Origin of the sequence: Nocardioides sp. T5, assembly GCF_048161455.1 — a bacterium.
Lineage (GTDB): Bacteria > Actinomycetota > Actinomycetes > Propionibacteriales > Nocardioidaceae > Nocardioides.
Genome location: NZ_CP182415.1, coordinates 149211 through 173840, shown reverse-complemented (window position 1 = coordinate 173840; position 24630 = coordinate 149211). Strand labels below are relative to the sequence as shown.

The window sequence follows — 24630 nt, the reverse complement described above, 5'->3', positions numbered from 1 at the left end:
CACACCTTCTCGACCCCCGGAGACAACGGATGCGCAAGACCTTCGACAAGCACTGGTACGCGTGGGCGATGGTGCTCCCCACGGTGATCGTGCTCGGTGTCCTCGTCTTCTACCCGCTCGTGCGGGGCGTGGCCCAGTCGTTCACCAACCTCAACGAGTCCAACCAGCGCGACGAGATCTGCACAAAGGTCCTCGGCGGCGCGGAGACCTGCGAGCCCAACCCCGACGCCGCCCAGTTCGTGGGTCTCGACAACTACGTCGACATCCTCACCGGGGCGCAGGGCGACTTCTGGCTGCAGTTCGTCAACACCCTGGTGTGGACGGTCGCCTGCGTGGTCCTCCACTTCGGGCTGGGCCTGGGACTGGCGGTGATGCTGAACCGCGAGTTCCGGTTCCGGGGCTTCTACCGCGTCGCCCTGATCCTGCCGTGGGCGGTGCCGGCCTTCGTGGCGGCCTTCGCCTGGCGCTTCATCTTCGACGAACGCTTCGGGGTCATCAACGGCGCGCTGCGCGCGATCGGCCTCGATCCGGTGTCCTGGTTCGAGCAACGCTGGACCTCGCTGTTCACCGCCATCGTCGCCAACGTCTGGCTCGGTGTCCCGTTCATGATGGTGGCCCTGCTCGGCGGGCTGCAGTCGATCAACGGCGACCTCTACGAAGCGGCCGAGATCGACGGCGCCTCGTCGTGGCAGCGCTTCGTCAACATCACGCTCCCGGGGCTGCGTCCGGTCAGCTCGACGGTGATCCTGCTCGGCACCATCTGGACCTTCAACATGTTCCCGATCATCTACTTCGTCACCCGCGGCCAGCCCGCAGGTGAGACCGAGATCCTCGTGACCGGCGCCTACCGCGCGGCCTTCGAGGGCATCCGCGACTACTCGCTGGCCGCGACCTACGGCGTGCTGATCCTCTCGATCCTCGTCGTCTACGCCAGCGTCTACCGGCGCATGCTCGCCAAGCAGGGAGAGGTGTTCTGATGTCCGGCATGTCCGCGATGCCGCCCGCCGCAGTCGCGGCCGACCCGGTGGAGTCCGTCGCCACCACGCGCGCACCCCGCGAGCGTCGTCGCAGCGAGCGCTCGGTCCTGGCGAGCGTCGGTCTGCACGGCACGCTGATCTTCGCAACGTTCTGCGCGCTGTTCCCGATCGCCTGGGTGATGCTGAGCTCGATCAAGCCGGCCAGCGAGATCCGCCGCTCGGAGATCCAGCTCTTCGCCAGTCCGACCCTGGAGAACTACCGCACCCTGCTGACCAGCACCGACTTCCCCTACTGGTTCCTCAACTCGGTCATCGTCGCGGCCTTCACGATGGTGTTCGGCATCGCCATGTCCGCCACCGCCGGCTACGCCCTGAGCCGCTTCAACTTCCCCGGCAAGCGCGGCCTGATGTGGACCTTCCTGCTCACCCAGATGTTCCCGGTGGCGATCCTCATCGTGCCGATCTACACGATCATGGCGAACCTGGGGCTGATCGACACCAAGGCGTCCCTCATCATCGCCTACCTCACCGTCGCGGTGCCGTTCTGCGCGTGGATGCTCCGCGGCTACTTCGACACCATCCCGCGCGAGCTCGACGAGGCGGCTGCCCTCGACGGCCTCGGTCCGTTCGGCACCTTCTGGCGCATCGTCCTCCCGCTCGCGCGGCCGGGCATCGCGGTGACGGCGTTCTACACGTTCCTGACCGCGTGGGCGGAGGTGGCGTACGCCATCGCCTTCATGCAGAGCAGCCGCAACTACACGCTGGGCGCCGGCCTGCAGCAGTTCGTCCCGCAGTTCAGCCCCCGCTGGGAGCTGCTCACCGCCGGTGCCGTCCTCGTCACGCTCCCCGCCGCGCTGGTCTTCTTCTTCGCCCAGCGCCACCTGGTGGCGGGACTGACCGCCGGCGGCACGAAGGGCTGAGCACCCGAGCCACCTACCGGCGAGCGAGCTCCTCGGCCGAGAGGGCGGCGACGATCTCGTTGACCTTGTCCTTGGCGTCGCCGAAGAGCATCTGGGTGTTGTCCTTGAAGAACAGCGGGTTCTGCACGCCGGCGTAGCCGGTGGCCATGGAGCGCTTGAAGACGATGACGTCGCGGGCGTTCCAGACCTCGAGCACGGGCATGCCGGCGATCGGGGAGCCGGGCTCCTCCATCGCGGCCGGGTTGACGGTGTCGTTGGCGCCGATGACGAGGACGACGTCGACCTCGGGGAAGTCGTCGTTGACCTCGTCCATCTCGAGCACGATGTCGTACGGCACCTTGGCCTCGGCAAGCAGCACGTTCATGTGGCCGGGCAGGCGGCCCGCGACGGGGTGGATGCCGAAGCGGACGTCGACGCCCTTCTCGCGCAGCTTCCTGGTCAGCTCGGCGACGGGGTACTGCGCCTGCGCGACGGCCATGCCGTAGCCGGGCGTGATGACCACCGAGGAGGCGTGGGCGAGGAGGTCGGCCACGTCGTCGGCCTGGATCTCGCGGTGGTCGCCGTAGTCGCGGGCCTCGCCGGAGACCGCGCCGTCGGAGCCGAAGCCGCCGGCGATGACGCTCACGAAGGAGCGGTTCATCGCCCTGCACATGATGTAGGAGAGGATCGCACCCGAGGAGCCGACGAGGGCGCCGGTGATGATCAGCAGGTCGTTGCCGAGCATGAAGCCCGCGGCGGCAGCGGCCCATCCGGAGTAGCTGTTGAGCATCGACACGACGACCGGCATGTCGCCGCCGCCGATCGCGGCGACGAGGTGGAAGCCGAGCACGAGCGCGAGGACGGTCATGATCGCCAGCGGCGCCATGCCGACCCAGCCGTCGGCGAGCATGAACCACACCATCAGCACGGCCGAGGACACGAGGATGGCCAGGTTGAGCAGGTGGCGTCCGGGGAGCATGAGCGGGGCTGACTTCATCCGCGCGCTCAGCTTGAGGTTGGCCACCACCGAGCCGGTGAAGGTCACGGCGCCGATGAAGACGCCGAGGAACACCTCGGCGTTGTGGACCGCGTCGGACTCCAGGCCCACGCTGCCGTGCGCCGAGGCGACCTCGATGTAGGTGTTGTAGCCCACCAGCACCGCGGCCAGGCCGACGAAGCTGTGCATCATCGCGATCAGCTCGGGCATGCCGGTCATCTCGACCCGACGGGCCAGCCGGATGCCGATCACCGCACCCACGGTGCCCGCGACCGCGATGATGACGAGGCCCACCACGATCGGCGTCTTGTCGACGATGAGGTCGTCGGTGAGGTAGTCGAGGACCAGCAGCAGCGTGGCGACCAGTGCCAGGGCCATGCCGGCCATCCCGAACGCGTTGCCGCGCCGGGCCGTCTCGTGCTTGCTCAGGCCGGCGAGCGCGAGGATGAACAACAGCGCCGCGAGGATGTAGGCGCCTGACACGAACTCGACCACGGGCTCAGCCCTTCTGGAACATGTTGAGCATCCGCCGGGTGACGAGGAAGCCACCGAAGACGTTGATGCTGGCGAGCAGGATGGCCACCCCGGCGATGATCTGGACCGCGAGGTTGTCGATCGGCGCCTGCAGGATCGCGCCCACCACGATGATCCCGCTGATCGCGTTGGTCACGCTCATCAGCGGCGTGTGCAGCGCGTGGTGCACGTTGCCGATGACGTAGAAGCCGATCACGACGGCGAGGACGAAGACCGTGAGGCTCGGCAGGAAGCTGGGCGGGGCCAGGGTCGCGAGCGCGAGGAAGAGCACGGCCCCCAGCCCGGCGGCGTACACCCGGCGGCGCGGGTCCGGCGGCGCCTTCTCGGCTGCCGGCTCCGGCTCGGCGGCGGCGGCGGGGACCGGTGCCGCGGAGACCTGCACGGGCGGCGGCGGCCACATCCTCGCGCCGTCACGGGTGACCGTGATGCCGCGCTGCACGACGTCGTCCATGTCGAGGACCAGGACGCCGTCCTTGCCGGGGGTGAGCAGCGTGAGGAGGTTGACGACGTTCGTGCCGTAGAGCTGGCTGGTCTGCGCCGCCAGCCGGCCGGCGAGGTCGGTGTAGCCGAGGACGGTGACGCCGTTGGCGGTGACCACCCGCTCGTCGGTCACCGTGGCGGCGACGTTGCCGCCGTTGGCCGCAGCCATGTCGACCACGACGGAGCCCGGCTTCATCGCCGCGACCGTCTCGGCGGTGACGAGCAACGGGGCGGGCCGGCCGGGGATCAGCGCGGTGGTGATGACGATGTCCGCGGCGCGCGCCTCCTCGTCGTACATCGCAGCGGTCGCGGCCTCCTGCTCGGCCGTCATCTCCTTGGCGTAGCCGTCGGAGGAGACCTCCTGCTCCATGTCGACCGTGACGAACTGCGCGCCCATCGACTCGACCTGCTCGGCCACCTCGGGGCGTACGTCGAACGCGCGCACGATCGCGCCCAGCGAACCCGCCGCGCCGATGGCCGCCAGCCCGGCCACACCGGCGCCGACCACGAAGACGCGGGCCGGTGGGACCTTGCCGGCCGCGGTGACCTGACCGGTGAACAGCCGACCGAACTCGTGCGCGGCCTCGATCACCGCGCGGTAGCCGGCCACGTTGGCCATCGACGACAACACGTCCATCGACTGCGCGCGGGAGATGCGCGGCACCGCATCCATCGCGAGCCCCGTCACGCCGGCGGCGGCGAGCCGCTCGACCAGCTCCGGGCTTCGCGCCGGCGCCATCAGGCTGACCACCGTCGCACCCGGTCGCAGCCGGGCGACCTCGTCGTCGGCCGGCGCGTTGACCTTGACCACGACGTCGCTCGACCAGACGTCCTCCCCCGTGCCGATCGCGATGCCGGCGTCGGTGAAAGCGGTGTCCGGCTGGTCGGCCGCCGCCCCCGCACCCTGCTCGACCACGACGTCGTACCCGAGCGCCGCGAGCTGCGACGCCGTCTTCGCCGTCGCCGCCACCAGCGTCTCGCCGGGCCGGGACTCACGGGGGATGCCGATGCGCACTGCTGCCTCCTGGGATGGTCGGGCCGGGCACAACGTACCGAAAAGGCGGAGCTCACACCGTCGTCTCATGTGGCGTGGACCACATCGACCCGCAGGTCGAGTGCGCTCGCGGTAGTAGTCATCGTAAGGCTGCGCACTCGACCTCGGGGCTGTGGATGAACCGAGCGGCAACTGGCTTCTCCGCCGCAGACTGCGGCGATGGGGGACCGATTGTGGCGACATCTCGCAGACGTGCAGGCGGGGCTGCTGAGCCATCGTCAGCTCCGCGAGCTCGGCGTGTCTCGCGGCGAGATCCGCAACCACGTACGAGTCGGGCGCTGGGCGGCGAGGTCGGGTGAGGTGGTCAGCACGACGACCGGACCGCTCTCGCCCGAGCAGGCGCTGTGGCTGGGAGTCCTGCACGGCGGGTCGAGCGCAATGGTCGGGGCGCTCAGCGCCGCCCGCGAGCGCGGGCTCAGACGATGGGACCGCGACGAGATCACCATCTTGGTGAGCAACCCGATGAGCTTCGACCCGCTCCCGGGTTACCGGTTCTTCCGCACGCGACGTCCTTTCAAGGTGCTCGTGGGCGCGGGCGAGCTGCCTGTGTGTCGCCTCGAGCCCGCGGTGCTGATGTTCGCAGCGCACGAGCCCCACCTGCGTACGGCGTTGGGGGCCGTCGCAGCAACTGTGCAGCAGCGACTCACCACGGCGGACACCCTCGTCGACTGGCTCGACCGACTCACGCCGCTGCGCCGCTCCCGCGACCTGCGCGACCTCCTCTCGGACGTGGGCGACGGGGCCCACTCGATGGCGGAGGTCGACCTGCGCAAGGCCTGCCGTGACTACGGCGTCCAGCCTCCCAGGTCCCAGCGATCGCGGGTCGACAACCGAGGCCGTCGGCGCTACACCGACGCCGAGTGGCGACTGGGGGACGGGCGGGTGCTGGTGCTCGAGATCGACGGAGGCGTGCACGACGACCCGCAGCAGGCGACGCTCGACCGGCGACGCAACCGGCAGCTCACCAGCGCGACACGGACGGTCGTGCAGTGCTCGGCCTGGGAGATCCGGCACGAGCCGTGGGAGGTGATGGAGGACCTGCTGGCGCTCGGCGTACCCCCTGTCGGTTGAGTGCGCAGCGCCGCGGCCACAACTACCGCGAGCGCACTCGACCCGGCTGCGTCAGTGCGCGACGCCGTAGAGCCGGTCGCCGGCGTCGCCGAGGCCGGGGACGATGTAGCCCTTGTCGTTGAGCTTCTCGTCGAGCGCCGCGGTCACGACGGTGACCGGCACGTCGAGGCCCTCCAGGCCCTTCTCCAGGTTCTTGACGCCCTCAGGCGCGACCAGCAGGCAGATCGCGGTGATGTCATCGGCGCCCCGGTCGGTCAGGAACCGGATCGCGGCGGCGAGCGTGCCGCCGGTGGCGAGCATCGGGTCGAGCACGTAGCACTGACGGCCCGAGAGGTCCTCGGGCAGCCGCTCGGCGTAGGTCGAGGCCTCGAGGGTCTCCTCGTTGCGCACCATGCCGAGGAAGCCGACCTCGGCCGTCGGCAGCAGCCGCATCATGCCGTCGAGCATGCCCAGACCGGCGCGCAGGATCGGGACGACCATCGGCTTGGGCTGGGCGAGGTAGACCCCTGTGGTCGGACCCACCGGGGTGGTGATCGGACGCGGGTCGACGCGCACCTCCCGGGTCGCCTCGTAGGCCAGCAGGGTCACCAGCTCGTCGGTCAGCCGACGGAACGTCGGCGAGTCGGTGTGCTCGTCGCGCAGGACGGTGAGCTTGTGGGAGACGAGCGGGTGGTTCACCACGTGCAGGCGCATGGGGGTCACCCTAGTGGTGAGGACGGTCGCGGATCGAGACGCCCGAGAGGGTTGGCGGCCTCCATGGTTTCTGCGACATTGGAGGAGGAGGTGTGGGGATGTCCGAGCAGACCGGCGAGGTGGACTTCGCGCTGGCTGCGTTCCGGGTCGACGGGACGTGGCAGGTGCAGGAGATCGCCTCGCCCGCCTACGACTCCGTCGACTCCCTCGGCCACGCCCTTCGCCAGGTCGCGCGCGACGAAGGCGCCGTGGCGATGGTCGCTGTCGACGAGGACTTCTTCGTGCTCGTCCGGGTCTCCGGGCCGAGCACCGGCGTGCTGCTGTCCGACGTCACTGCCGCGGACGAGTGGGAGCTGGCCCAGTCGGTGATCGCCTTCCTCGGCCTCCCGCCGCCCGAGGACGACGACGTCGAGGTCCCGGCCGGCGACCTCGGCCTGCTCGACGACCTCGGCCTCCACGCCATCGACCTCGGCGCCCTCCTCGACGACGTCGAGCTCTACCCTGACGAGATGCTCTCCGAGATCGCCCGCCGGCTCGGCTTTGGCGAGCTCTTCGACGACGCAGTCGGCCCCACCTCGGCATGACCACCCCCCGACCTTCTTCTCCTCCGCTGCGCTCCCCCGAACAACGCCGCGGGGACCCCGGATGAGGCCCACTGGCCCCTGGGACGACGCGATGCGCCTGGCCCTGACCGAGGCGGAGGCTGCGCTGGCCGCGGACGACGTACCCGTCGGCGCCGTCGTCCTCGACCCCTCCGGCGCGGTGATCGGCACCGGGCACAACACGCGTGAGGCCCACCACGACCCGACCGGCCATGCCGAGGTCGTCGCCCTCCGCGCCGCCGCCGCTGCCCGCGGCGAGTGGCGGCTCTCCGGCTGCACGCTCGTCGTCACCCTCGAGCCGTGCACGATGTGCGCCGGTGCCGTGGTGCTCGCCCGGGTCGACCGCCTCGTCTTCGGGGCGTACGACGACAAGCTGGGCGCCGTGGGCTCGCTGTGGGACGTCGTGCGCGACCGTCGGCTCAACCACCGGCCCGAGGTCGTCGCCGGGGTGCTGGCCGCCGAGTCCACCGCCCTCCTCGACGGCTTCTTCGCCCGCCACCGCACCGAGGAGGCACGGTGACCACCGTCCGCCGCGCCACGGTCGAGGACGCGGCCGTCCTGGGCCGGCTGCTGTGGGACTTCAACACCGAGTTCGACACCGAGACCGACGACGCCGACGTGCTCGCCCGTCGGTTCGCGCGGCTGATGCGCCTCGACGGGGTGCTGGCGGTGCTGGCGGAGGACAGCGGGGCGGCGGTGGGCTTCGCCCTGGTCACGCTGCGCCCGGCCATCTGGTTCGACGGCCCCGTCTCCCAGCTCGAGGAGCTCTACGTCGTGCCCGGCCTCCGCTCGGGTGGCATCGGCACGCAGGTCCTCGACCTCTGCCGCAGCCTGGTGCGCGACCTGGGGTCGCCCGAGATGCACATCAACGTCGACGAGGTCGACGCCGACACCCGCCGCTTCTACGAGCGCCACGGCTTCCGCAACATCGAGGACGGCACCGACTACCGGATGCTCTGCTACATCGGCGCGACCTGATCGGGGAGCGTCGGCCTGCTCAGGGCGAGCCGGGATTCCCCGATCCGCGCTCGCGCCGGACGGAGATCACCCAGCAGCGGACACCATCTCCTCGACGCCCTCCGTCAGGCACTCCTCGAGCGCGACGAGGTCGGCGACCGAGCTGCCGTCGACGTTGACGCCGATGCACGCGGTGTCGCCGCAGGTCACCAGGCAGACGGTCAGCGCCGCGCCCGGCAGCGGCCCCAGGACGTACATCCCCTGCACCTGCGCACCCGCCATGTAGCGCCGGCGTGGCGGCCCGGGGAGCGTGAGGACGAAGGCGTCCGGCGCTGCGGCGGTGCGCAGCGCCGAAGCGCCGACGAAGGACGGCATCCGGTTCATCAGCGGGGCGGCGGCGTCGAGCACCTCGAGGGCGCGCTCGGTGTGCAGCGACAACACCTCCCCCCGCACGGCGGCGACCCGGTCCACGGGGTCCTCGATGGCGAGCGGTCCGGAGATCAGCGCGCCGGCGAAGCGGTTGCCGAGGTCGTCGGCGCGGTCGAGCGAGACGCGCACCCCGACGGGGATCTCGGCGACCGTGCTGCCGCGGCGCGCATGGTAGCGGCGCAGCCCGCCGAGGACCAGCGCGACGGCGGCGTCGTCGAGGGTGCCGCCGCCGAGGCGGGCGACCTCGCGCATCGGGTCGATCGGCGCGTGCAGGGTGAGGAACGACCACATCCGGCCGGTGCGCGGTGACAGCTCCGGCGAGGGCGGGGCCGTCCGGGTGAGCAGGCGACGCACGGAGGCGCCGTAGCGCAGCGCCGAGGCGAGCACGACCTGCGGGCGGGCAGCCGCGGTGCCGACGCGCCGCGCGGTCGCGAGCGTCGACGCGGGGAGCGACGCGATGTCGGTGCGCAGTCCCGTCACGGCCAGGTCGACCGGACCGGGCTCCGGCAGCGCCTCGACCTCCTCGTGGACCGGTTTGCGCGGGGTGTGGTCGCGCCGGCCCGACTGGAGCATCGAGAGCAGCTGGACCATGCCGAGGGGGTCGGCGAGCGCGTGGTGGATCTTGAGGACGTACGCCGCCCCGTCCGGCATGCCCTCGAAGAGCACTCCCTCCCACAGCGGCCGCGTGCGGTCGAAGGGGCGCAGTGCCATCTGCGCCGCGTGGACCAGCATCTCCTCGCGGTCGGCGACCCGCTCGCGGCGCAGGTGGTAGGCGAGGTCGAAGGTCGGGTCGTCGGCCCACGTCGGCGCCGCGGTCGGCACGGCCGGCTCGACGACGCGCTGGCGCAGGCGGCGTACGAGCCGGGTGCCCCACTCGGTGGCGGCGACGAAGCGGTCCCAGTCGGGCGCCCGGTCGAGGTCGATCACGACGGTCGAGGTCGAGGACTGCACGGGGTGGCGCTCGGCGCGCCACAGCAGCGTCTGCATCGGCGTCAGCTCGGGCGTGGCCGACCACCCGGTCACGGAGGCCCAGCGCGCGATGTCGTCGGTGTCCATCGAGGGGTCGCTCATGTCGGCCACCTCGCGAGCGTCTCCTCGAACTTCGCGCGCAGCGCCGCGATGCGCTCGCTCATGTCGTCCACGCTCCAGTCGGTCTCGGGCTCCAGCACGCACACGTCCACGACGCCGGGGTTGAGCACGAGCGAGCTGCGGCGCATCAGCTCGCCGGTGTTGCGCAGCACGATCGGCACGACCGGCACCCCCGCCTGCGCGGCGAGGTGGAACGCGCCCTTGCGGAAGGGTCCCAGGACCGGCGTCGCGGACCGCGTGCCCTCGGGGAAGATCATCAGGGACGTGCCGGAGCGGATCCGCTCCACGACGCCGTCGAGCGTCGCGCGGGCCGAAGCCGAGTCGGAGCGGTCGATCCAGGCGGGGTCGATGACGACCGAGCCGACGACGGCCCGCGGGTCCCAGCGCGCCTCCTTCTTGGCGACGATGGTGAAGTCGCGCTCGAGGAGCCGGCCGAGGACCGGGATGTCGAGCGCGCTCTGGTGGTTGGCCACGAAGATCGCCGGCCGGTGGGTCCAGAGCCGCTCCTGGTGGAGCACGTCCATCGACACCCCGGCCAGCGCCATCGGCAGCTGGGTGGCGAGGCGGATCGCGGCGTTGCGCCCTTCCTTCAGGTCGCCGCGCGCCATCCCGTAGGCCAGGCCGAGGCCGACGCCGGCGTTCATGCCGGCGAGCGCGGCCGCCGTACGACCGGCGGCGATCAGCGAGCCGCCGACCGGGTCGCTGAGGTCGAGCACGGGCCAGCCCAGGCGCCCCGCGGCGGCGCGCAGGTCGCGGTGCGGGTTGAGGGCGGTGGGGTGGCCGACGGAGGACAGGAAGGCGACGTCCTCGTAGCCGTTGCCGTAGGCGTAGGACCGGGCGAGGTCGACCGCGTGCTCGCGCGCGAAGGTGCGTACGCCGCTGGCCTTGTGCCGTCCCCACAGCATCGGGCCGTCGGTGGCGCCGGTGAACTGGCCGTCCTCGACGACGAGCCGGGTGCAGACGAGGTGCTCGACGCCGAGGTCGCGGGCGACGGGCGCGATCTGGTACTTCGTGGCCGCCGAGGCGACCGCGACGGTGTGGCCGGCGCGCTGGTGCGCCATCACGAGGGCGCGGGACTCCCGGCGGATGGTGCCGGCGATCTTGGAGCGGAACAGCCGCTCGCCGAGGTCGGCGAAGGCCTCCTCGGACTCGCCGCGCATGGCGGCGAAGGCGACGTGGGCGATGCGGGTCGGGTCGCCGCCGAGCTCGCCGTCCACGGCGGTCACGACGGTGCGCAGGAACTCCGCCGGCGAGACGTCGCGGCCCTTGAGCCGGTCGCCGTAGAAGGTGGCGGCGGTGTAGCCCGCGACGAGCGTGCCGTCGAGGTCGAAGAACGCACCGACCGCGGGCCCCTGCGGCCCCGCCTCGATGGCCTCGATCGCCTCGGTGACCGCGGCGGAGAGCCCGCTCACGCGTTCTCCCGCTTCGACGACTGGGGCTGCGGGACCGGCGGCGGGACGACCTGCACCGGCTCGCCGGCGATCTCGCCGATGATGGTGACCCGGCGCACGGAGTCGCGCAGCTCGGCGGCGAACGCCTCGCGCGCCGACCCGACGCCCTCGCCGCCCTCGAGCAGGCCCTTGTGGCGCGCGAGCGCCAGGGCCGTGCGGAACAGCTCCAACGAGATGGACTCCTCGCTCGCGACCCGGCGCTGGAGTGCCCACTGCTGGCCGACGGCCAGCGAGTCGGCGAGCAGGTCGGCCTCGTCGACCGGCCCGTCGCCGTGGTCGGCGAGCCGGTCGGCGACGACGAGGTAGGCGTCGAGGAAGGGGCGCAGCACGAGGTGGGCGAGGTGGGGCCGCGCGCCGACGAGCAGCTCGCGCGCCTTGACCGGCGACATCTCCGTCACGCCCTCGCCGACCAGCAGCCGCAGCTCGGTGCGCAGGTCGTCCTCGAAACCCGCACGGGAGGGGAAGAAGAACTCGAACTTCAGCAGGTCGCGCATCCGCTTCGCCTCCTCCCAGCCCACCTGCAGCTCGCCGCCGGGCGGCAGCTCGGTGCCCGGCTCGAGCTCGCTGACGGTCAGCAGGGCGAGCTCACCGATGGCGCGCTCGACGAGGATGTGGATCACGGTGTTGCGGTAGAACGCGGCGACGAGGTGCTGGTCGTCGCCGATCTTCCACACCGGCTCGGTGCCCTGGTCGTACGCCGTCAGCACCCCGCTGCGGGTCAGCTCGGCCAGCGCCCGGCGGATGGTCGCGCGGTCCCGCAGGTCGGCGGCACCGGCGACGGGCCAGCGACGCGCGTCGATGTAGGCGGCCAGCGGCTCGACGGTCTCGAGGACCTCGTCGACGGTCAGTGCGCGGTCGGCCCCCAGCAGGGCGAGCGAGACGATCGCGGTGGTGGTGACCGGGGTGGCGCGGTTGATGCGGTGGGAGATGTCGAGCGCGACCCGCTCGACGGCCTGGTGGCCGGTCACGCCCTCGGCAGCGAGCTCGGCCATCCGCTCCCGCAGCGAGAACGGCTCGCCGACGGTGAGGTAGGCCCGCCCGAGCCGGTTGCGCTGCAGCCGCGCGAAGCGCACCAGCCAGCGCCAGTCCTCCGGCGTCTTGCTGGCGCCACGCGCCTCCTCGGTCATCAGCGAGACCTCGTGCAGCTGGTCGTAGACGACCGACAGCGGGACCACCTGCACGTCGGGGGCGTCCGGGTCGAAGGCGTCCCCCTCGCCCTGCACGGTGTCGGTGAGGTACTTGAGGATGCCGTGGACCGGCGGGCGCAGCTTGCCGGTGCGGGTGCGGCCTCCCTCGATCGACCAGGCCAGGTTGCGCTTGTTGGTGACCATCTGCCGGATGTAGGACCGCAGCGCGAGGCGGTAGACCGGGATCTCCTGGGTCGCCCGCCGGATGAAGATGAGGCCCGTGCGGCTGGCCACCGTGCCGATGATCGGCAGGTTCAGGTTGGCGCCGCCGAAGGTGTAGGTCGGCGAGAAGCGCCGCGACGACAGGGCGTTGGGGATGACCATGCCGTCGAGGTAGGACCGGTGGCTGAAGGCCAGCGCCAGGCTGTGGGAGCGGTCGAGGCGCCGCAGCTCCTGCATGTCGTCCTCGTCCACCAGGACGTCGTACGCCCTCAGGAACCAGTCGCCCATCCGCGCCCACCCCTGGGCGGTGCGGTCGTCGTGGGCGGCGGCCATCTCGTGGAGGTAGCCCTTGACCTCGCTCCAGACCTCCTCCTCGTCGCGACCCTGCTCCTCGGCCGCCGCGGCGACCGCGCGCTGGAAGCGCTTGTCGTGGAGCAGCTCGGTGACCTCGCGCGGCGGCGCGGCGGGCAGCCGCTCCCCCACGCTCCGGGGCAGGGCGGCACGGGCGAGGTCCCGCACACGACGGACGGCGGTCACGGTCCCTCCTTCCCGCCGCGGCTCGGCGCGAGCAGAGGCGTGCGCCGAAGTTACCGTCGTACGCCTCCGCTGGCCATGGCTCACCCCTCACTGCTGGACCACCGCCGGTTTTCGGCTCGCGCGTCTCCTCCGGTAACGTTCCGCCCGGTGGCGTGTCCGAGCGGCCGAAGGTGCATCACTCGAAATGATGTGTGGGGTCAAACCCACCGTGGGTTCAAATCCCACCGCCACCGCCAGCCAACCGATCGGGCCGGTCCTCTGCGGACCGGCCCGATCGTCGTTCCCGGGCCCGCGCGGGGCGTCGTACGCTCCTCGCGTGGACGAGGACAACCCCGCGCTCCGCGCGCTGGCCGCATCGGGGATCGCGCACGAGGTCACCCGGCACGGACGGGTGGGCTCGCTCGCCGAGGCGGCAGCCGCGCGCGGGGTGGAGCCGTCCGCGGTCGTGAAGACGATGGTCGTACGCCGCGGCGAGGGCGACCACCTCTTCGTGCTCGTGCCCGGTGACCGGGAGATCTCCTGGCCCAAGCTGCGCGGGCTCCTCGGCGTGAACCGGATCTCCATGCCCGCGGCCGAGGCCGCCCGGGAGGTGACCGGCTACGAGCGCGGCACCATCACCCCGTTCGGCTCGCGGACCACGCTGCCCGTGGTCGCCGACGAGCGCATCGTCGGGCGGGCGATCTCGCTCGGAGCCGGTGCGCACGGGGTCGCGGCGACCGTCTCCGCCGACGACGTCATCGCCCACCTCGGCGCGCAGGTCGCCGACGTCACCGACCCCGCCTGATCAAGCTTCGTGCATCTTGAAGCCTGCTGACGGGATTGGGCAGAATCGCCCCATGGGACGTGGGCCGGACCGCCGCTTCAGGGCCTCGGGTGCTGCTCTGGTCGGTCGCTACACCTACCGGCCCGACAGCGACGAGTGGTGGTGGTCGGACACGATGTTCGAGATCCACGGGTTCGAGCCGGGAACCGTCGTCCCCACGACCGAGCTCGTGATGCGGCACGTGCACCCCGAGGACGTCCCGGCGGCGTGGGAGTCGCGGGAGGCGCTGCTCCGGCGGAGCGAACCCTTCTCCTTCCTGCACCGCATCCGCACCGCGCGGAACGCCGTCCGCGTGGTCCTCGCCGCCGGACACCTCGACGACGACGACGGCACGCGGGTCGTGCACGGGCACCTCGTCGACATCACGGACGTGCGGCAGGACGCCGTGGACACCGAGGTGGACACGGCGGTCGTGGACTTCGTCGAGCACCGCGCCGCGATCGAGCAGGCCAAGGGCGTGCTCGCCAGCTCTACAGCGTCGACGCCGACACCGCGTGGGCGTTGCTGCGCGCCTTCTCGGCCGACACCAACCGCAAGGTGCGTGACATCGCGCAGGTCCTGCTGGAGGCGGCGACCAGCGACCGCACCCCCACCAAGGTCGGCCCGGTGTCGGCCCACCAGATGCTCGCGCGGCTCTACGAGGTCCCCGACCGCGATTCCGTGACCGGCTGACGACGCCGGAGACCCGGCGACGACTGCTTCACCGTTCTGTGGGTGTGGCGTGTACTTCGGTTGTACCGTGGGCGCGTGCCCACCGTGCTGATCGTCGAGGACGAGCCCGACCTCGCACAGGTGATGGAGCTCGCGCTCGGCCGGGCCGGCTTCGACGTCCTCGCCGTCGACACCGGCAGCGAGGCCCGCGCGGTCATCGTGAGCCGCCAGGTCGACGTGGTGGTGATGGACCGCGGCCTGCCCGACATGGACGGCCTGGAGGCCACCGCCTTCCTCCGCGCGGCCGGCTTCCTCGGTGCCGTCCTGGTGACCTCCGGCCACGCCGGGACCGACCACGTCGCCGCCAGCCTGGGCGCGGGTGCCGATGACGTGCTGGGCAAGCCGTTCACCCTCGCCGAGCTCGTCGAACGCGTCCGCGGCTCGGTCCGGCCCACGGTCGCCGAGGCGGGCTGAGGCAGAAAACTCCGTGGCCGAACCGCGTCATGGCTCGCGACACGGCCCGTCTCACCAGCGGTAGGGCCAGGCGGTCGCGTTCCGTCGGGCTCGTCCACCGCCCCCGTACGTCGTCCTCCCGCCGGCGTCCGGTCCCCCCAGTGGCGGTGGGGCCACGCACCACCGACGCGACTACGGCACGGCCCTCGCAGGGGCCGTGCCGTTGGTCCGTCCGGCCTCTTGGAGGGGTGGCCCGACACTTGGAGGGGGTTGTACGGGCCTTCAGGTGACGGACTCCCCGCTCGAGCGGGGAGTCCGCAGAGGAACCACGATCCGAACTCTATTTGCACTGAGTGCAACAATGAGCGGGTGACCACGACCCCACCGACCGACGGCCGCAGCGCGCTGCGCGAGGAGCGGCGTCGCGCCATCCTCGACGCCGCCCGGGCGCTGGCCACCGAGCACGGGGCCGACGGGTTCACCGTCGAGCAGGTCGCCGCCCGGGCAGGGGTGTCGCGGCGGACGGTCTTCAACCACGTCGCGGGCCTCGACCAGCTGCTGGTGGCGGTGTGCGAGCAGATCCTCGCCGAGGCGACGGCCGACCTCCTCGCCGAGGTCGACCACCGTACGACCGAGCTCCCTCCGGGCGAGGCCGGCGGCCGGGCGGCGCTCGACGCCGTGGCCGAGGCCACCCGGGGCGTCGACCTGCCCACCGCGATCGCGACGATCCACCGCGTCCTCGGTGCGCCGGACATCGGCGACGAGCGCGCCCAGGGGATCTCCCGGACCGCCTTCGAGCACGTCGGCGGCCGGCTGCGCCAGCAGCTCGTACGTCGCGCGCCCGGCCTCGACCCGGTCGACCTCGAGATCGGCCTGGCGCTGCTCTTCAGCGGCATCGTGACGATCGCCGGCCTGTGGCTCGAGCAGCACCCCGACCTGGCCCCCGACGTGCCGTCCGACGCGCGCACCGACTGGGACGCACTGCTCGACCGCGTGCTCCAGCGGCTCCGCATCGGCCACGACGGCTGACCCACCCGACTCCCTCCTTCCTGCACCGCAACCGAAAGGCCCGCCGCCACCATGGCTGAGCTCCTCTACCGCATCGGTCGCTTCGCGGCCCGCCGCCACTGGGCCGTCATCGGCGCCTGGCTGGCGGTCCTGGCCGTCACCGCGGTGACGTACGTGTCCTTCGCCGGCGCGCTGTCGTCCAACATCACGCTGCCCGACACCCCGACGACCCGGGTCTCCCAGCAGCTCGAGCGCGACTTCGAGGGCGCCGGGGGCGGCAACGGCTCGATCGTCGCCCAGACCACCGACGGCACCGCCTTCACCGACGCGCAGCAGCGCGAGATGGTCGCCCTGTTCGACCGGCTCGCGGAGGTCGACTCCGTCGCGGAGGTGTCCGACCCGTTCGCCACCCAGGACGAGCTGGACTCGTCGGCGAAGCGGGTCGCCGAGGGCCGCGAGCAGCTCGACGACGGGCTCGCCCAGCTCCGCGAGGGCCAGGCGCAGATCGACGCCGGCCGTCAGCTGCTCGACGAGCAGCGCGCCCAGGCGCGCGAGGACGGCACGCTCGCCGCCATCCGCCCGCAGCTCGAGGCTGCCGAGCAGCAGCTCGACGACGGCCAGGCCGAGATCGACCGGCAGCAGGCCAAGGTCGACGAGCAGGCGCCGCAGCTCCAGCAGGGCGCCACGCTGTCGCGGCTGTCGGCGCCCTTCCGCACGGTGTCCGAGGACGGCAGTGCCGCGGTCGCCAACGTCACCTTCGACGTCTCGACCAACGAGGTCACCACCGAGGTGAAGACCGAGATCGAGGAGCTCGTCGCCGACGCGGGCATCGACGGGGTCGACCTCTACCCCTCGCAGGACATCGCGCAGACCGTCCCGTCCATCCTCGGCCCGGGTGAGATCGCCGGCGTCGTCATCGCCGCGGTCGTCCTGTTCGTGATGCTCGGGACCGTGATCGGCGCCGCCCTGCCGCTCGTCACGGCGCTGCTCGGGGTCGGGGTCGCATCGCTGGCCTCGCTGTCGTTCTCGGGCGTCGTCGACTTCGTCTCCGTGACCCCGGTGCTGGGCGTGATGCTCGGCCTGGCGGTCGGCATCGACTACTCGCTCTTCATCATCAACCGCCACCGCCGCCAGCTCATGCAGGGAGCCGACCTCCACGAGTCGATCGGGCTGGCCAACGGCACCTCGGGCAACGCGGTCGTCTTCGCCGGCGTCACCGTCATCGTCGCGCTGCTCGCCCTCAACGTCACCGGCGTCGGGTTCCTCGGCCTGATGGGCACCGTCGGCGCCGTCGCCGTCCTGGTCGCCATCCTGATGGCCGTCACCCTCACCCCCGCGATCCTCTCCCTCGTCGGCATGCGCGTGCTGCGCCGCCGCGAGCGCGCGCGGCTGGCGGCCGGCGAGCGGACCCACGACGAGCAGATCACCGACCGCGACCGGCCGATGAGCAACAGGCGCGCCTGGACGGTCCTCGGGCTGGGTGTCGTCGGCCTGCTCGTCGTGGCCGCACCCGCGACCCAGATGCGGCTCGGCCTGCCCGACGGCTCCACCCAGCCGCCGGAGTCCGCCGCGTTCAAGGCGTACGACGTCCAGGCGGAGAAGTTCGGTGACGGGTCCAACGGCCCGCTGCTGGTCGTCGCCGACCTGCCCGGGGCCATCGCCGAGGACGACGTCGTCGCCGAGCAGGCCGCCGTGGGCGAGCAGCTCGGCCAGGTCTGGAACGTCGAGGCGGTCGTGCCGATCGGCGCGTCGCAGGACCGGTCCGCCCTGGCCTTCCAGGTCGTCCCGAAGGGGTCGCCGTCGAGCGAGTCGACCGCGGAGCTGGTCCAGAACCTCCGGACGCTCACCCCGACGACCGCCTCCGGGGGCGAGGCCACCCTCGGCGTGGCCGGCAACGCCAGTGCCGGGATCGACATCTCCGACAAGCTCGCCGACGTGCTGCCGACCTACCTGTTCCTGGTCGTCGGGCTGTCCCTGGTGATCCTGGTGCTGGTGTTCCGCTCGATCCTGGTGCCGCTCACCGCGACCCTCGGGTTCGTGCTGTCGCTGCTCGCCGCGTTCGGCGGCATCACCGCGATCTTCCAGATCGGCTTCCTGTCCGACCTGTTCGGCGTCCACGCGCCCGGACCGGTGCTGAGCTTCCTGCCCATCATCGCGACCGGCATCCTCTTCGGCCTGGCGATGGACTACCAGCTGTTCCTGGTCTCCGGGATGCGCGAGGCCTACGCCCACGGCGCGCCGGCGCGGGTCGCCGTGCAGCACGGCCTGCTCGCCGGGCGCTCGGTCGTCACCGCCGCCGCGATCATCATGATCTCGGTGTTCGCCGGCTTCATCTTCAGCCACGACGCGACCATCAAGCCGATCGGCTTCGGCCTGGCCTTCGGCGTGCTGCTGGACGCGTTCGTCGTCCGGATGCTGCTGATCCCGGCCGCGATGCACCTGCTCGGCGAGTCGGCCTGGTGGCTGCCGCGGTGGCTCGACCGGATCCTGCCCGACGTCGACGTCGAGGGTGCCAAGCTCGAGCGCAGCCACCCGGTGGTGCACTGACACTGCGGACGCGCGACGTCATGGGAACCGCCGGTCCGAACCGGAGGTTCCCATGACGTCGTGGCCGTGCACCACAATGGTCTCGTGACCGAACCCCGCGCCGTCCACACCTGGCTCACCGACATGGACGGCGTCCTCGTGCGCGAGGAGGACCCGATCCCCGGCGCCAAGGAGTTCATCGGCGCGCTGCGCGAGCAGGGCGTGCCCTTCCTGGTCCTCACCAACAACTCGATCTTCACCCCGCGCGACCTGCGGGTGCGGCTGCTGCGCAGCAGCGGCATCGACGTGCCCGAGCAGTCGATCTGGACGTCGGCGCTCGCCACCGCGCAGTTCCTCGACGACCAGCGCCCGGGCGGGTCGGCGTACGTCGTGGGCGAGACGGGGCTGACCGCGGCGGTCCACGACATCGGCTACGTGATGACCGACCAGGACCCCGACTACGTCGTCCTCGGCGAGACGCGCACCTACTCCTTCGAGGCGATCACCCGCGCGATCCGGCTGATCAACGACGGCGCACGGTTCATCGCCACCAACCCCGACCCCAGCGGACCCAGCGCCCAGGGCATGCTCCCGGCGACGGGGTCGGTCGCGGCGCTCATCAGCACGGCGACGGGACGGCAGCCCTACTTCATCGGCAAGCCCAACCCGCTGATGATGCGCAGCGCGCTCAACCGCATCGACGCCCACTCGGAGACCACCGTGATGATCGGTGACCGGATGGACACCGACATCATCAGCGGCCTGGAGGCGGGCATGCGCACCGTGCTCGTGGCGACCGGCGCCACCGAGCGCCACCAGGTGCAGGACTTCCCCTACCGCCCCACGCTGGTCGTCGACTCGATCGCCGACGTGGTGCCCTACGTCGCGCAGCGGTGCCTGCCCGAGGACACGACGCCCTGATCAGCCCGGTCAGCCCGGTCAGCCCGGTCAGCCCGCCTGGCCGTACGGCGTCAGCAGCTGGTCGACCGGCGCGAAGTCGTCGGTGAGGAGCGGGGCGTCGTCGACCCAGGCGGCCAGCTCGGCACCGGCCAGCACCCCCCAGTCGAGCTCCCGCTCCTCGAACCCGGCCGTCACGGCCTCGAGCTCGAGCGGCTCGCGGGAGGCGACCACCACGAGGTTGCCACCGTCCTCCCCGGCGAGCACGTCGGGCGCGGCGAGCAGCGCGACCTCCCCGAAGACCTCGCTGGTCGTGCGCACGTAGGCGCGGGCGAAGGCGAGCGGACCGTGGTCGATGACGTTGGCGACGTGGACGCCGTCCTCGCCCAGGCCCGCCTCGAGGCCCTTGATCGCCTCGCGGGTCGCGAGGTGCCACGGCACGCTGACGCCGCCGAAGGCGTCCCCGACGACGAGGTCGAGGCTGTCGGGGGCGAGGTCGTCGATGGCGAGGCGGCCGTCCTCGACGGCGACGTCGACGCCGTCGGGCAGCTCGCCGCCGAGCAGCCGGACGTCGGCCTCGACGACGCCGGCGTCTATCTCCGAGACCCGGCTGCTCGTGCCGGGCCGGGTGGCCGCGAGCCAGCGCGGCAGGGTCAGCCCGCCCGCACCGAGGTGGTAGGCCGCCAGCGGCTCGCCGGCGGGGAAGGCCGCGTCGACCACCGACGCCATCGCCCGGACGTACGCGAAGTCGAGGTGGGTGGGGTCCGCGAGGTCGACGTAGGAGTGGCGCAGCCCGTCGAGCACCAGCACCCGACCGTCGGGCCGGTCGGGGTCGGCCGTGACGGCGAGGCAGTGGTAGGTCGTCTCGACGTCGCAGCCGCTCGGCGCCGCCGCGGCTCCCAGTCCGGCCAGCGCCACCACCACGCCCAGCACCGCGTCGCTGCGCCCGCGGCGTCCGGCCACCTGCACCACGACCGAGGTCACCAGGAGCACGACGCCGAGGCCGACCAGGATGCCGCTGACCGGCACCCGCGAGACGAGCACGAAGCCGGTGACGACGGTCCCGACGATGGCCCCCACCGTGCCCAGGCCCGAGAGGTGCCCCACGACCGTGCCGGTCTCGGCGAGGCTGGTGAGGCGGAGCTTGATCACCACCGGGCTGACCGCCGAGAGCAGGACGCCCGGAACGAGGATCGACAGCGTGGCCGCGAGGAGCAGCAGCCCGGGATCACCCGCGGCCGCGGCCCCGCGGACCACGGCCGGCGTCAGGGCGACGGCCGCGCCGGAGATGCCGAGCAGCGGCCCCAGCAGGGGCCGCGGGGCAACGCGGTCGGCGCTCCAGCCGCCCGCCCACGTGCCCGCGGCGATGGCCGTGAGCGCCAGCCCGATCACGAGGGTGTTGGTCTCGAGCGTCAGCCCGTAGTGCGGCGCGAGAAGCCGCAGCGCCACCAGCTCGACGACCAGCACCGCCGCCGAGGAGCCGAACACCAGCGCTGCCGCGGCCCACGGGGACAGGTCGTGCCCGTGCGCCGCCTCGTCTGCCATGCGGACGATCCTGTCAGCCACCTCCACGCCTCGGCGGTGCCGGTGCCGGCGCCGCTTCCCCGGGGGCGTCGCTGACGCCCGTACCCGGGGAAGGGGTCCTTCGGCCCTGCCGCACGGGGCCCGGGCGCGCGACCATCGGAGGAGGTGAGGGAGGTGGCGCGCCGTGAGACGCATGATCGTTGTCCTGGTCGCCGCGCTGGCGCTCGTGGCCCTCGGTGCGTCCGGGGCGGTCCTGGCCCAGTCGGACGACCGTCCGCGATGGGGCCACAGTGGCATGGCCGGAGGGATCGGCGGAGGGATCGGCGGAGGAATGGGCGGCGCCATGGGCGGCGTCCGGACGACGGACGAGGCGGCCTGGCTGCGCGAGATGATCGCCCACCACCAGGAGGCCGTGGCCGCGGCGGGTGAGCTCAGCCGGTCCGACGAGCCCGCGATGCGGGCCTTCGGGCGACGGATCGTGGCCGACCAGTCCGCGCAGATCCGCCTCATGGAGGGGTGGCTGGAGCGGTGGTACGCCGGCGAGCCGGCCGAGTCGACCTACGAGCCGATGATGCGGGACCTCACGGACCTCACCGGCGAGGAGCTCGACCAGGCCTTCCTCGAGGACATGATCGGCCACCACATGGCCGCAGTGATGATGTCGCAGCAGCTGCTGATGCGTGGCTTCGACGAGCACGACGAGGTCGCCGACCTCGCCCGCACGATCCGGACCGACCAGATGCGCGAGATCCGGTGGATGCGGGCACGGTTGGGCACGGGCGGGTGGCCGGGCTGCCCGGTCGGGATCAGGTGAGCGGTCGCGGGTCGAGCAGGTGACCGCGGCGCCAGGCGCTGTGCAGCACGACGGCGGCCAGCACGGCGCCGGCGGTGCCGAGGGACAGGTCGCCCAGCGTGTCGGCGTAGGCGAACTCGCGCTCGGTCGAGCGGCTGATGAAGGCGAAGTACTCGGCGACCTCCCACGCGATCGCGGCGCTGGCCCCGAAGGCGAGGGCACGTTCGAGGACGCGCCCGAAGCCCACCTCGCGGGGCAGGGTGAGCAGGATGAACGCCGCGGCGAGCAGGCCGGTGTTCATGAAGTGCATCCAGTCGTCGAACCACACGACCGTGTCGTAGAGGTCCATCCGGTTGCCGAGGATGTCGGTGAAGCAGGTGATCGTGATGAGCAGGTCGGGCAGCCAGGGGAACGAGATGCGGTCGCGCCACAGCGCCCACCACAGGACCGGCACGGTGAAGGACATCAACGGGTAGCCGATGGCGCGCATGCCGGCGGCCTTGTCCCGCAGGTTGGCCTGGTCGGGGTGCAGGACCGCGAAGAGCAGGAGCAGCAGCAGGGCTGCCTTGGCGAGGACGTTGGCCGTCTTGGCCAGCGTCGGCGTCAACGGGTGCTCGATCGTTGTCGTTGCCGCCTCGGTCACCCGGTCCCCCATCGTCGAGCGCCACGACGATCGGGCGTCCGGTCCCAGTGTGTCAGCACCCTCCGGTGCGCTCACCACGTGGCTGCGTGGCACTCCTGCGCGGGCAGCGCCTCCACCTGCAACGTCGCGTGCTCGATGCCGTGGCCCTCGCGCAGCGCGGCGCCGGCGGCGGCGAGCACGACCTGGGCGTCCGCGCCCACCCGCAGGACGAGGTGCGCGGTCGCGACGTTCATGCCCGACGTCAGCGTCCAGGCGTGCAGGTCGTGGAGCTCGGCGACGCCGGGGACGGCCTCGAGGTCGCGGACGACGGCGTCGAGGTCGACGTCGTGGGGCGCGTGCTGGCCGAGGACCGCCAGCACCTCACGCCCCAGCACCAGCGCGCGTACGGCGACGAGGGCGCCGATCGCCACCGCGACCACGGTGTCCCACCAGCCGTCGCCGGTCAGGTGGACGAGGAGCCCGGCCAGGAGGACGCCGACACTGCCGGCCGCGTCGGCCATCACCTCGAGGTAAGCGCCCCGGACGTTGATCGACTCCGCGGCGCCGCCGCGCAGCAGGACCAGGCACACCAGGTTGACGACCAGACCGATCGCGCCGACCACCAGCAGCGGGCCCGAGGCGACCTCGACGTCCGCGCCGATGCGGCGTACGGCCTCGACGACGACGTAGGCCGCGACGCCCAGCATGATCAGCACCGTCAGGCCCGAGGCGAAGACCTCGGCCCGGTAGGAGCCGTAGGTGCGCCGGCCGGTGGCGTCGGGGCGGGTGGCGATCGTGGTCGCGACGAGGGCCGCACCGAGGGCCACGACGTCGGCGGCCATGTGGCCGGCGTCGGAGAGCAGCGCGAGCGAGCCGGACGCCAGGCCCACGACGAGCTCCACGCCGAAGAAGCCCGCGACGAGCCCGAAGGCGACGGCGAGCCGCCAGCGGTGCCGGGCACCCGCGTGGCCGTGCCCGTGTCCTGCGCCCATCACGTACCTCCATCGTCGTCGGTCCGTATCATCGCCCAACGGCGATGCCGGGTCAAACCCGGCGCCCGCCGCGGTTGGCCGATGCCGGAGGATGGGACCGACCCGACCTGCCCCGAGGAGACCGCCCCGCATGAGCACCCCTCTCACCGTCGACGCGCTCACCACGGTGGGCGAGCCGCAGGAGCGACCGCTCGCGATCGGGCTGCTGGTCGGCGGTCTGGTCGGCCTCGTCGCCTCGGCGGTCCTGCTCATCGAGCGCATCCGCCTCGCCGAGGACAGCGACTACGTGCCGACGTGCAGCATCAACCCGGTCCTCAGCTGCGGCAACGTGATGGAGTCCGCGCAGGCCGCCCTCCTGGGCTTCCCCAACCCGATCATCGGCGTGGCGGCCTTCCCGGTGGTCATCGCGACCGGTGCCGCGCTGCTCGCCGGGGGCCGGCTGGCGCCGTGGTACTGGCGCGGCCTGCAGGCCGGCGTCACGGTGGCCTTCGCGTTCGTGTGCTGGCTCGTCTTCCAGAGCCTCTACCGCATCGGCGCCCTGTGCCCCTACTGCATGGTCGTGTGGGCGGTGGTGATCCCGCTGTTCTGGTACGTCACCGCGCGCAACGTCGCCGCGGGGGCGCTCGGCGCTGCCCCGGACGGTCGACTCGCGGACGGCCTGCGCGACTGGCGGGGGCCGCTGGTGTTCGGCACCTTCCTCGTGGTCGTGCTGCTGATCCTCGAGCGCTTCTGGTCCTACTGGTCCTCGCTCCTCTGAGGACCGGGCCTGCCTGGATCCACGCTCAGGGGTGCCGCTCCTCGTAGTGGTGCTCCGCCCCGACCCCGGTCAGCGCGAGCAGGCGCCCGGCGCTCGCGAGGACGTCGGTGAGCTCGGCCTCGCTCGTCAGCGACCACAGCGACGCCCGCCCCTCCGGCCGCGAGGAGACCAGGCCGCAGTCCCGGAGGCAGGCCAGGTGCTTCGAGACGGTGCTCTGGGCCAGGCCGAGGTGCGCGGTCAGGTCGACCACCCGGTGCTCACCGAGCGACAGGTGGCGCACGATCAGCAGTCGCGACGGGTCGGAGAGCGCATGGAACAGCGCCGCCTCGGCCGCCAGCCCGGTCGACTCCGATCTCATCGCCACGCGACGATGCTAGGCCATCCGGCGCAGGACGACATCGCGGACACGTGTCCGCACGTGCGGCGGTTGTGGCCCCCGGATCCACGATTCCGGGGCCATCTCCG

General features: G+C 72.2%; 24 protein-coding genes, 1 tRNA gene and 1 pseudogene. 16 read left to right on the top strand and 10 right to left on the bottom strand.

Translation table 11 applies throughout. The features are described from left to right. The first annotated feature begins 29 nt into the window (after nucleotides 1-29). Nucleotides 30-977: a carbohydrate ABC transporter permease gene (locus ACNKF0_RS00820; protein WP_299930697.1), complete on the top strand. Its 948-nt coding sequence runs from the start codon at nucleotides 30-32 to the stop codon at nucleotides 975-977. Next, complete coding sequence (locus ACNKF0_RS00815; RefSeq protein WP_416955072.1) at nucleotides 977-1897, top strand: sugar ABC transporter permease; 921 nt, start codon at nucleotides 977-979, stop codon at nucleotides 1895-1897. The genes ACNKF0_RS00820 and ACNKF0_RS00815 overlap by 1 nt, the downstream gene beginning before the upstream one ends. 13 nt (nucleotides 1898-1910) lie before the next feature. Here the strand turns inward: ACNKF0_RS00815 and pntB are convergent, their stop codons facing one another. Both pntB and ACNKF0_RS00805 read right to left on the bottom strand, forming a co-directional pair. Continuing rightward, nucleotides 1911-3368 carry a Re/Si-specific NAD(P)(+) transhydrogenase subunit beta gene (gene pntB, locus ACNKF0_RS00810; RefSeq protein WP_416955071.1) on the bottom strand — a complete coding sequence of 486 codons (1458 nt, stop codon included), beginning with the start codon at nucleotides 3366-3368 and terminating at the stop codon, nucleotides 1911-1913. A 4-nt stretch (nucleotides 3369-3372) separates the two neighbouring features. Further along, the gene (locus ACNKF0_RS00805; protein ID WP_416955070.1) at nucleotides 3373-4902 is read right to left on the bottom strand and encodes a Re/Si-specific NAD(P)(+) transhydrogenase subunit alpha; all 1530 of its coding nucleotides are present in this window, start codon (nucleotides 4900-4902) and stop codon (nucleotides 3373-3375) included. A 198-nt stretch (nucleotides 4903-5100) separates the two neighbouring features. Between ACNKF0_RS00805 and ACNKF0_RS00800 the strand changes: the two genes are divergently transcribed. Beyond that, nucleotides 5101-6012 carry a hypothetical protein gene (locus tag ACNKF0_RS00800; RefSeq protein ID WP_416955069.1) on the top strand — a complete coding sequence of 304 codons (912 nt, stop codon included), beginning with the start codon at nucleotides 5101-5103 and terminating at the stop codon, nucleotides 6010-6012. 51 nt (nucleotides 6013-6063) lie between these two features. Here ACNKF0_RS00800 and upp read toward each other — a convergent pair whose 3' ends face one another. After that, on the bottom strand, nucleotides 6064-6705 hold the full coding sequence (gene upp, locus ACNKF0_RS00795) for a uracil phosphoribosyltransferase (RefSeq protein WP_299930682.1): 642 nt from the start codon (nucleotides 6703-6705) through the stop codon (nucleotides 6064-6066). 98 nt (nucleotides 6706-6803) lie between these two features. Between upp and ACNKF0_RS00790 the strand changes: the two genes are divergently transcribed. The 3 genes from ACNKF0_RS00790 (at nucleotide 6804) to ACNKF0_RS00780 (ending at nucleotide 8285) form a co-directional block, all read left to right on the top strand. Next, the gene (locus ACNKF0_RS00790) at nucleotides 6804-7289 is read left to right on the top strand and encodes a tRNA adenosine deaminase-associated protein (RefSeq protein WP_416955068.1); all 486 of its coding nucleotides are present in this window, start codon (nucleotides 6804-6806) and stop codon (nucleotides 7287-7289) included. Nucleotides 7290-7350: 61 nt separating this feature from the next. Beyond that, complete coding sequence (tadA, locus tag ACNKF0_RS00785; RefSeq protein ID WP_416955067.1) at nucleotides 7351-7827, top strand: tRNA adenosine(34) deaminase TadA; 477 nt, start codon at nucleotides 7351-7353, stop codon at nucleotides 7825-7827. Further along, nucleotides 7824-8285 carry a GNAT family N-acetyltransferase gene (locus tag ACNKF0_RS00780; RefSeq protein ID WP_416955066.1) on the top strand — a complete coding sequence of 154 codons (462 nt, stop codon included), beginning with the start codon at nucleotides 7824-7826 and terminating at the stop codon, nucleotides 8283-8285. The genes tadA and ACNKF0_RS00780 overlap by 4 nt, the downstream gene beginning before the upstream one ends. A 66-nt stretch (nucleotides 8286-8351) precedes the next feature. On the opposite strand, the gene ACNKF0_RS00775 is transcribed toward ACNKF0_RS00780, so the two are convergent. The 3 genes from ACNKF0_RS00775 to ACNKF0_RS00765 are packed head-to-tail and all read right to left on the bottom strand — an operon-like array spanning nucleotide 8352 to nucleotide 13119. Beyond that, a complete protein-coding gene (locus ACNKF0_RS00775) occupies nucleotides 8352-9764 on the bottom strand; it encodes a wax ester/triacylglycerol synthase domain-containing protein (protein WP_416955065.1) in 1413 nt (470 codons plus the stop codon). Next, on the bottom strand, nucleotides 9761-11194 hold the full coding sequence (locus tag ACNKF0_RS00770) for an HAD-IB family hydrolase (RefSeq protein WP_416955064.1): 1434 nt from the start codon (nucleotides 11192-11194) through the stop codon (nucleotides 9761-9763). The genes ACNKF0_RS00775 and ACNKF0_RS00770 overlap by 4 nt, the downstream gene beginning before the upstream one ends. Beyond that, entirely contained in the window at nucleotides 11191-13119 is a 1929-nt protein-coding gene (locus tag ACNKF0_RS00765) for a lysophospholipid acyltransferase (protein WP_416955063.1), read from the bottom strand. Before ACNKF0_RS00765 ends, ACNKF0_RS00770 begins: the two co-directional genes overlap by 4 nt. Before the next feature lie 146 nt (nucleotides 13120-13265). Between ACNKF0_RS00765 and ACNKF0_RS00760 the strand changes: the two genes are divergently transcribed. The 8 genes and pseudogenes from ACNKF0_RS00760 to ACNKF0_RS00725 all read left to right on the top strand — a co-directional run bounded on the left by ACNKF0_RS00760 (nucleotide 13266) and on the right by ACNKF0_RS00725 (nucleotide 19501). Then, a tRNA-Ser gene (locus ACNKF0_RS00760) sits at nucleotides 13266-13355 on the top strand. 80 nt (nucleotides 13356-13435) lie between these two features. Beyond that, a complete protein-coding gene (locus tag ACNKF0_RS00755) occupies nucleotides 13436-13903 on the top strand; it encodes an aminoacyl-tRNA deacylase (RefSeq protein WP_299930624.1) in 468 nt (155 codons plus the stop codon). Nucleotides 13904-13955: 52 nt separating this feature from the next. Further along, a pseudogene (locus tag ACNKF0_RS00750) lies at nucleotides 13956-14216 on the top strand (PAS domain-containing protein); the annotation flags it as partial. A gap of 227 nt (nucleotides 14217-14443) precedes the next feature. Further along, the gene (locus ACNKF0_RS00745; RefSeq protein ID WP_416958653.1) at nucleotides 14444-14614 is read left to right on the top strand and encodes a hypothetical protein; all 171 of its coding nucleotides are present in this window, start codon (nucleotides 14444-14446) and stop codon (nucleotides 14612-14614) included. A gap of 75 nt (nucleotides 14615-14689) precedes the next feature. Continuing rightward, complete coding sequence (locus ACNKF0_RS00740; protein ID WP_416955062.1) at nucleotides 14690-15067, top strand: response regulator transcription factor; 378 nt, start codon at nucleotides 14690-14692, stop codon at nucleotides 15065-15067. 348 nt (nucleotides 15068-15415) lie between these two features. Beyond that, nucleotides 15416-16075, top strand: a complete 660-nt coding sequence (locus ACNKF0_RS00735; RefSeq protein WP_416955061.1) for a TetR/AcrR family transcriptional regulator — start codon at nucleotides 15416-15418, stop codon at nucleotides 16073-16075. 51 nt (nucleotides 16076-16126) lie between these two features. Beyond that, nucleotides 16127-18601, top strand: coding sequence for an MMPL family transporter (locus ACNKF0_RS00730; RefSeq protein ID WP_416955060.1), 2475 nt, complete (start codon nucleotides 16127-16129; stop codon nucleotides 18599-18601). A 123-nt stretch (nucleotides 18602-18724) separates the two neighbouring features. After that, complete coding sequence (locus ACNKF0_RS00725; protein WP_416958632.1) at nucleotides 18725-19501, top strand: HAD-IIA family hydrolase; 777 nt, start codon at nucleotides 18725-18727, stop codon at nucleotides 19499-19501. 27 nt (nucleotides 19502-19528) lie between these two features. Here the strand turns inward: ACNKF0_RS00725 and ACNKF0_RS00720 are convergent, their stop codons facing one another. Continuing rightward, on the bottom strand, nucleotides 19529-21022 hold the full coding sequence (locus ACNKF0_RS00720) for a fused MFS/spermidine synthase (RefSeq protein WP_416955059.1): 1494 nt from the start codon (nucleotides 21020-21022) through the stop codon (nucleotides 19529-19531). 172 nt (nucleotides 21023-21194) lie between these two features. Here ACNKF0_RS00720 and ACNKF0_RS00715 point away from each other — a divergent pair, with 172 nt between their 5' ends. Further along, nucleotides 21195-21815 carry a DUF305 domain-containing protein gene (locus ACNKF0_RS00715; protein WP_416958630.1) on the top strand — a complete coding sequence of 207 codons (621 nt, stop codon included), beginning with the start codon at nucleotides 21195-21197 and terminating at the stop codon, nucleotides 21813-21815. On the opposite strand, the gene ACNKF0_RS00710 is transcribed toward ACNKF0_RS00715, so the two are convergent. Both ACNKF0_RS00710 and ACNKF0_RS00705 read right to left on the bottom strand, forming a co-directional pair. Next, entirely contained in the window at nucleotides 21808-22437 is a 630-nt protein-coding gene (locus ACNKF0_RS00710) for a hypothetical protein (protein WP_416955058.1), read from the bottom strand. The genes ACNKF0_RS00715 and ACNKF0_RS00710 overlap by 8 nt on opposite strands. A 71-nt stretch (nucleotides 22438-22508) precedes the next feature. After that, the gene (locus ACNKF0_RS00705) at nucleotides 22509-23408 is read right to left on the bottom strand and encodes a cation diffusion facilitator family transporter (RefSeq protein WP_416955057.1); all 900 of its coding nucleotides are present in this window, start codon (nucleotides 23406-23408) and stop codon (nucleotides 22509-22511) included. A gap of 130 nt (nucleotides 23409-23538) precedes the next feature. Between ACNKF0_RS00705 and ACNKF0_RS00700 the strand changes: the two genes are divergently transcribed. After that, on the top strand, nucleotides 23539-24165 hold the full coding sequence (locus ACNKF0_RS00700; RefSeq protein ID WP_416955056.1) for a vitamin K epoxide reductase family protein: 627 nt from the start codon (nucleotides 23539-23541) through the stop codon (nucleotides 24163-24165). A 25-nt stretch (nucleotides 24166-24190) separates the two neighbouring features. Here ACNKF0_RS00700 and ACNKF0_RS00695 read toward each other — a convergent pair whose 3' ends face one another. Then, nucleotides 24191-24523 carry an ArsR/SmtB family transcription factor gene (locus ACNKF0_RS00695; RefSeq protein ID WP_416958628.1) on the bottom strand — a complete coding sequence of 111 codons (333 nt, stop codon included), beginning with the start codon at nucleotides 24521-24523 and terminating at the stop codon, nucleotides 24191-24193. Between the last annotated feature and the right edge of the window lie 107 nt (nucleotides 24524-24630).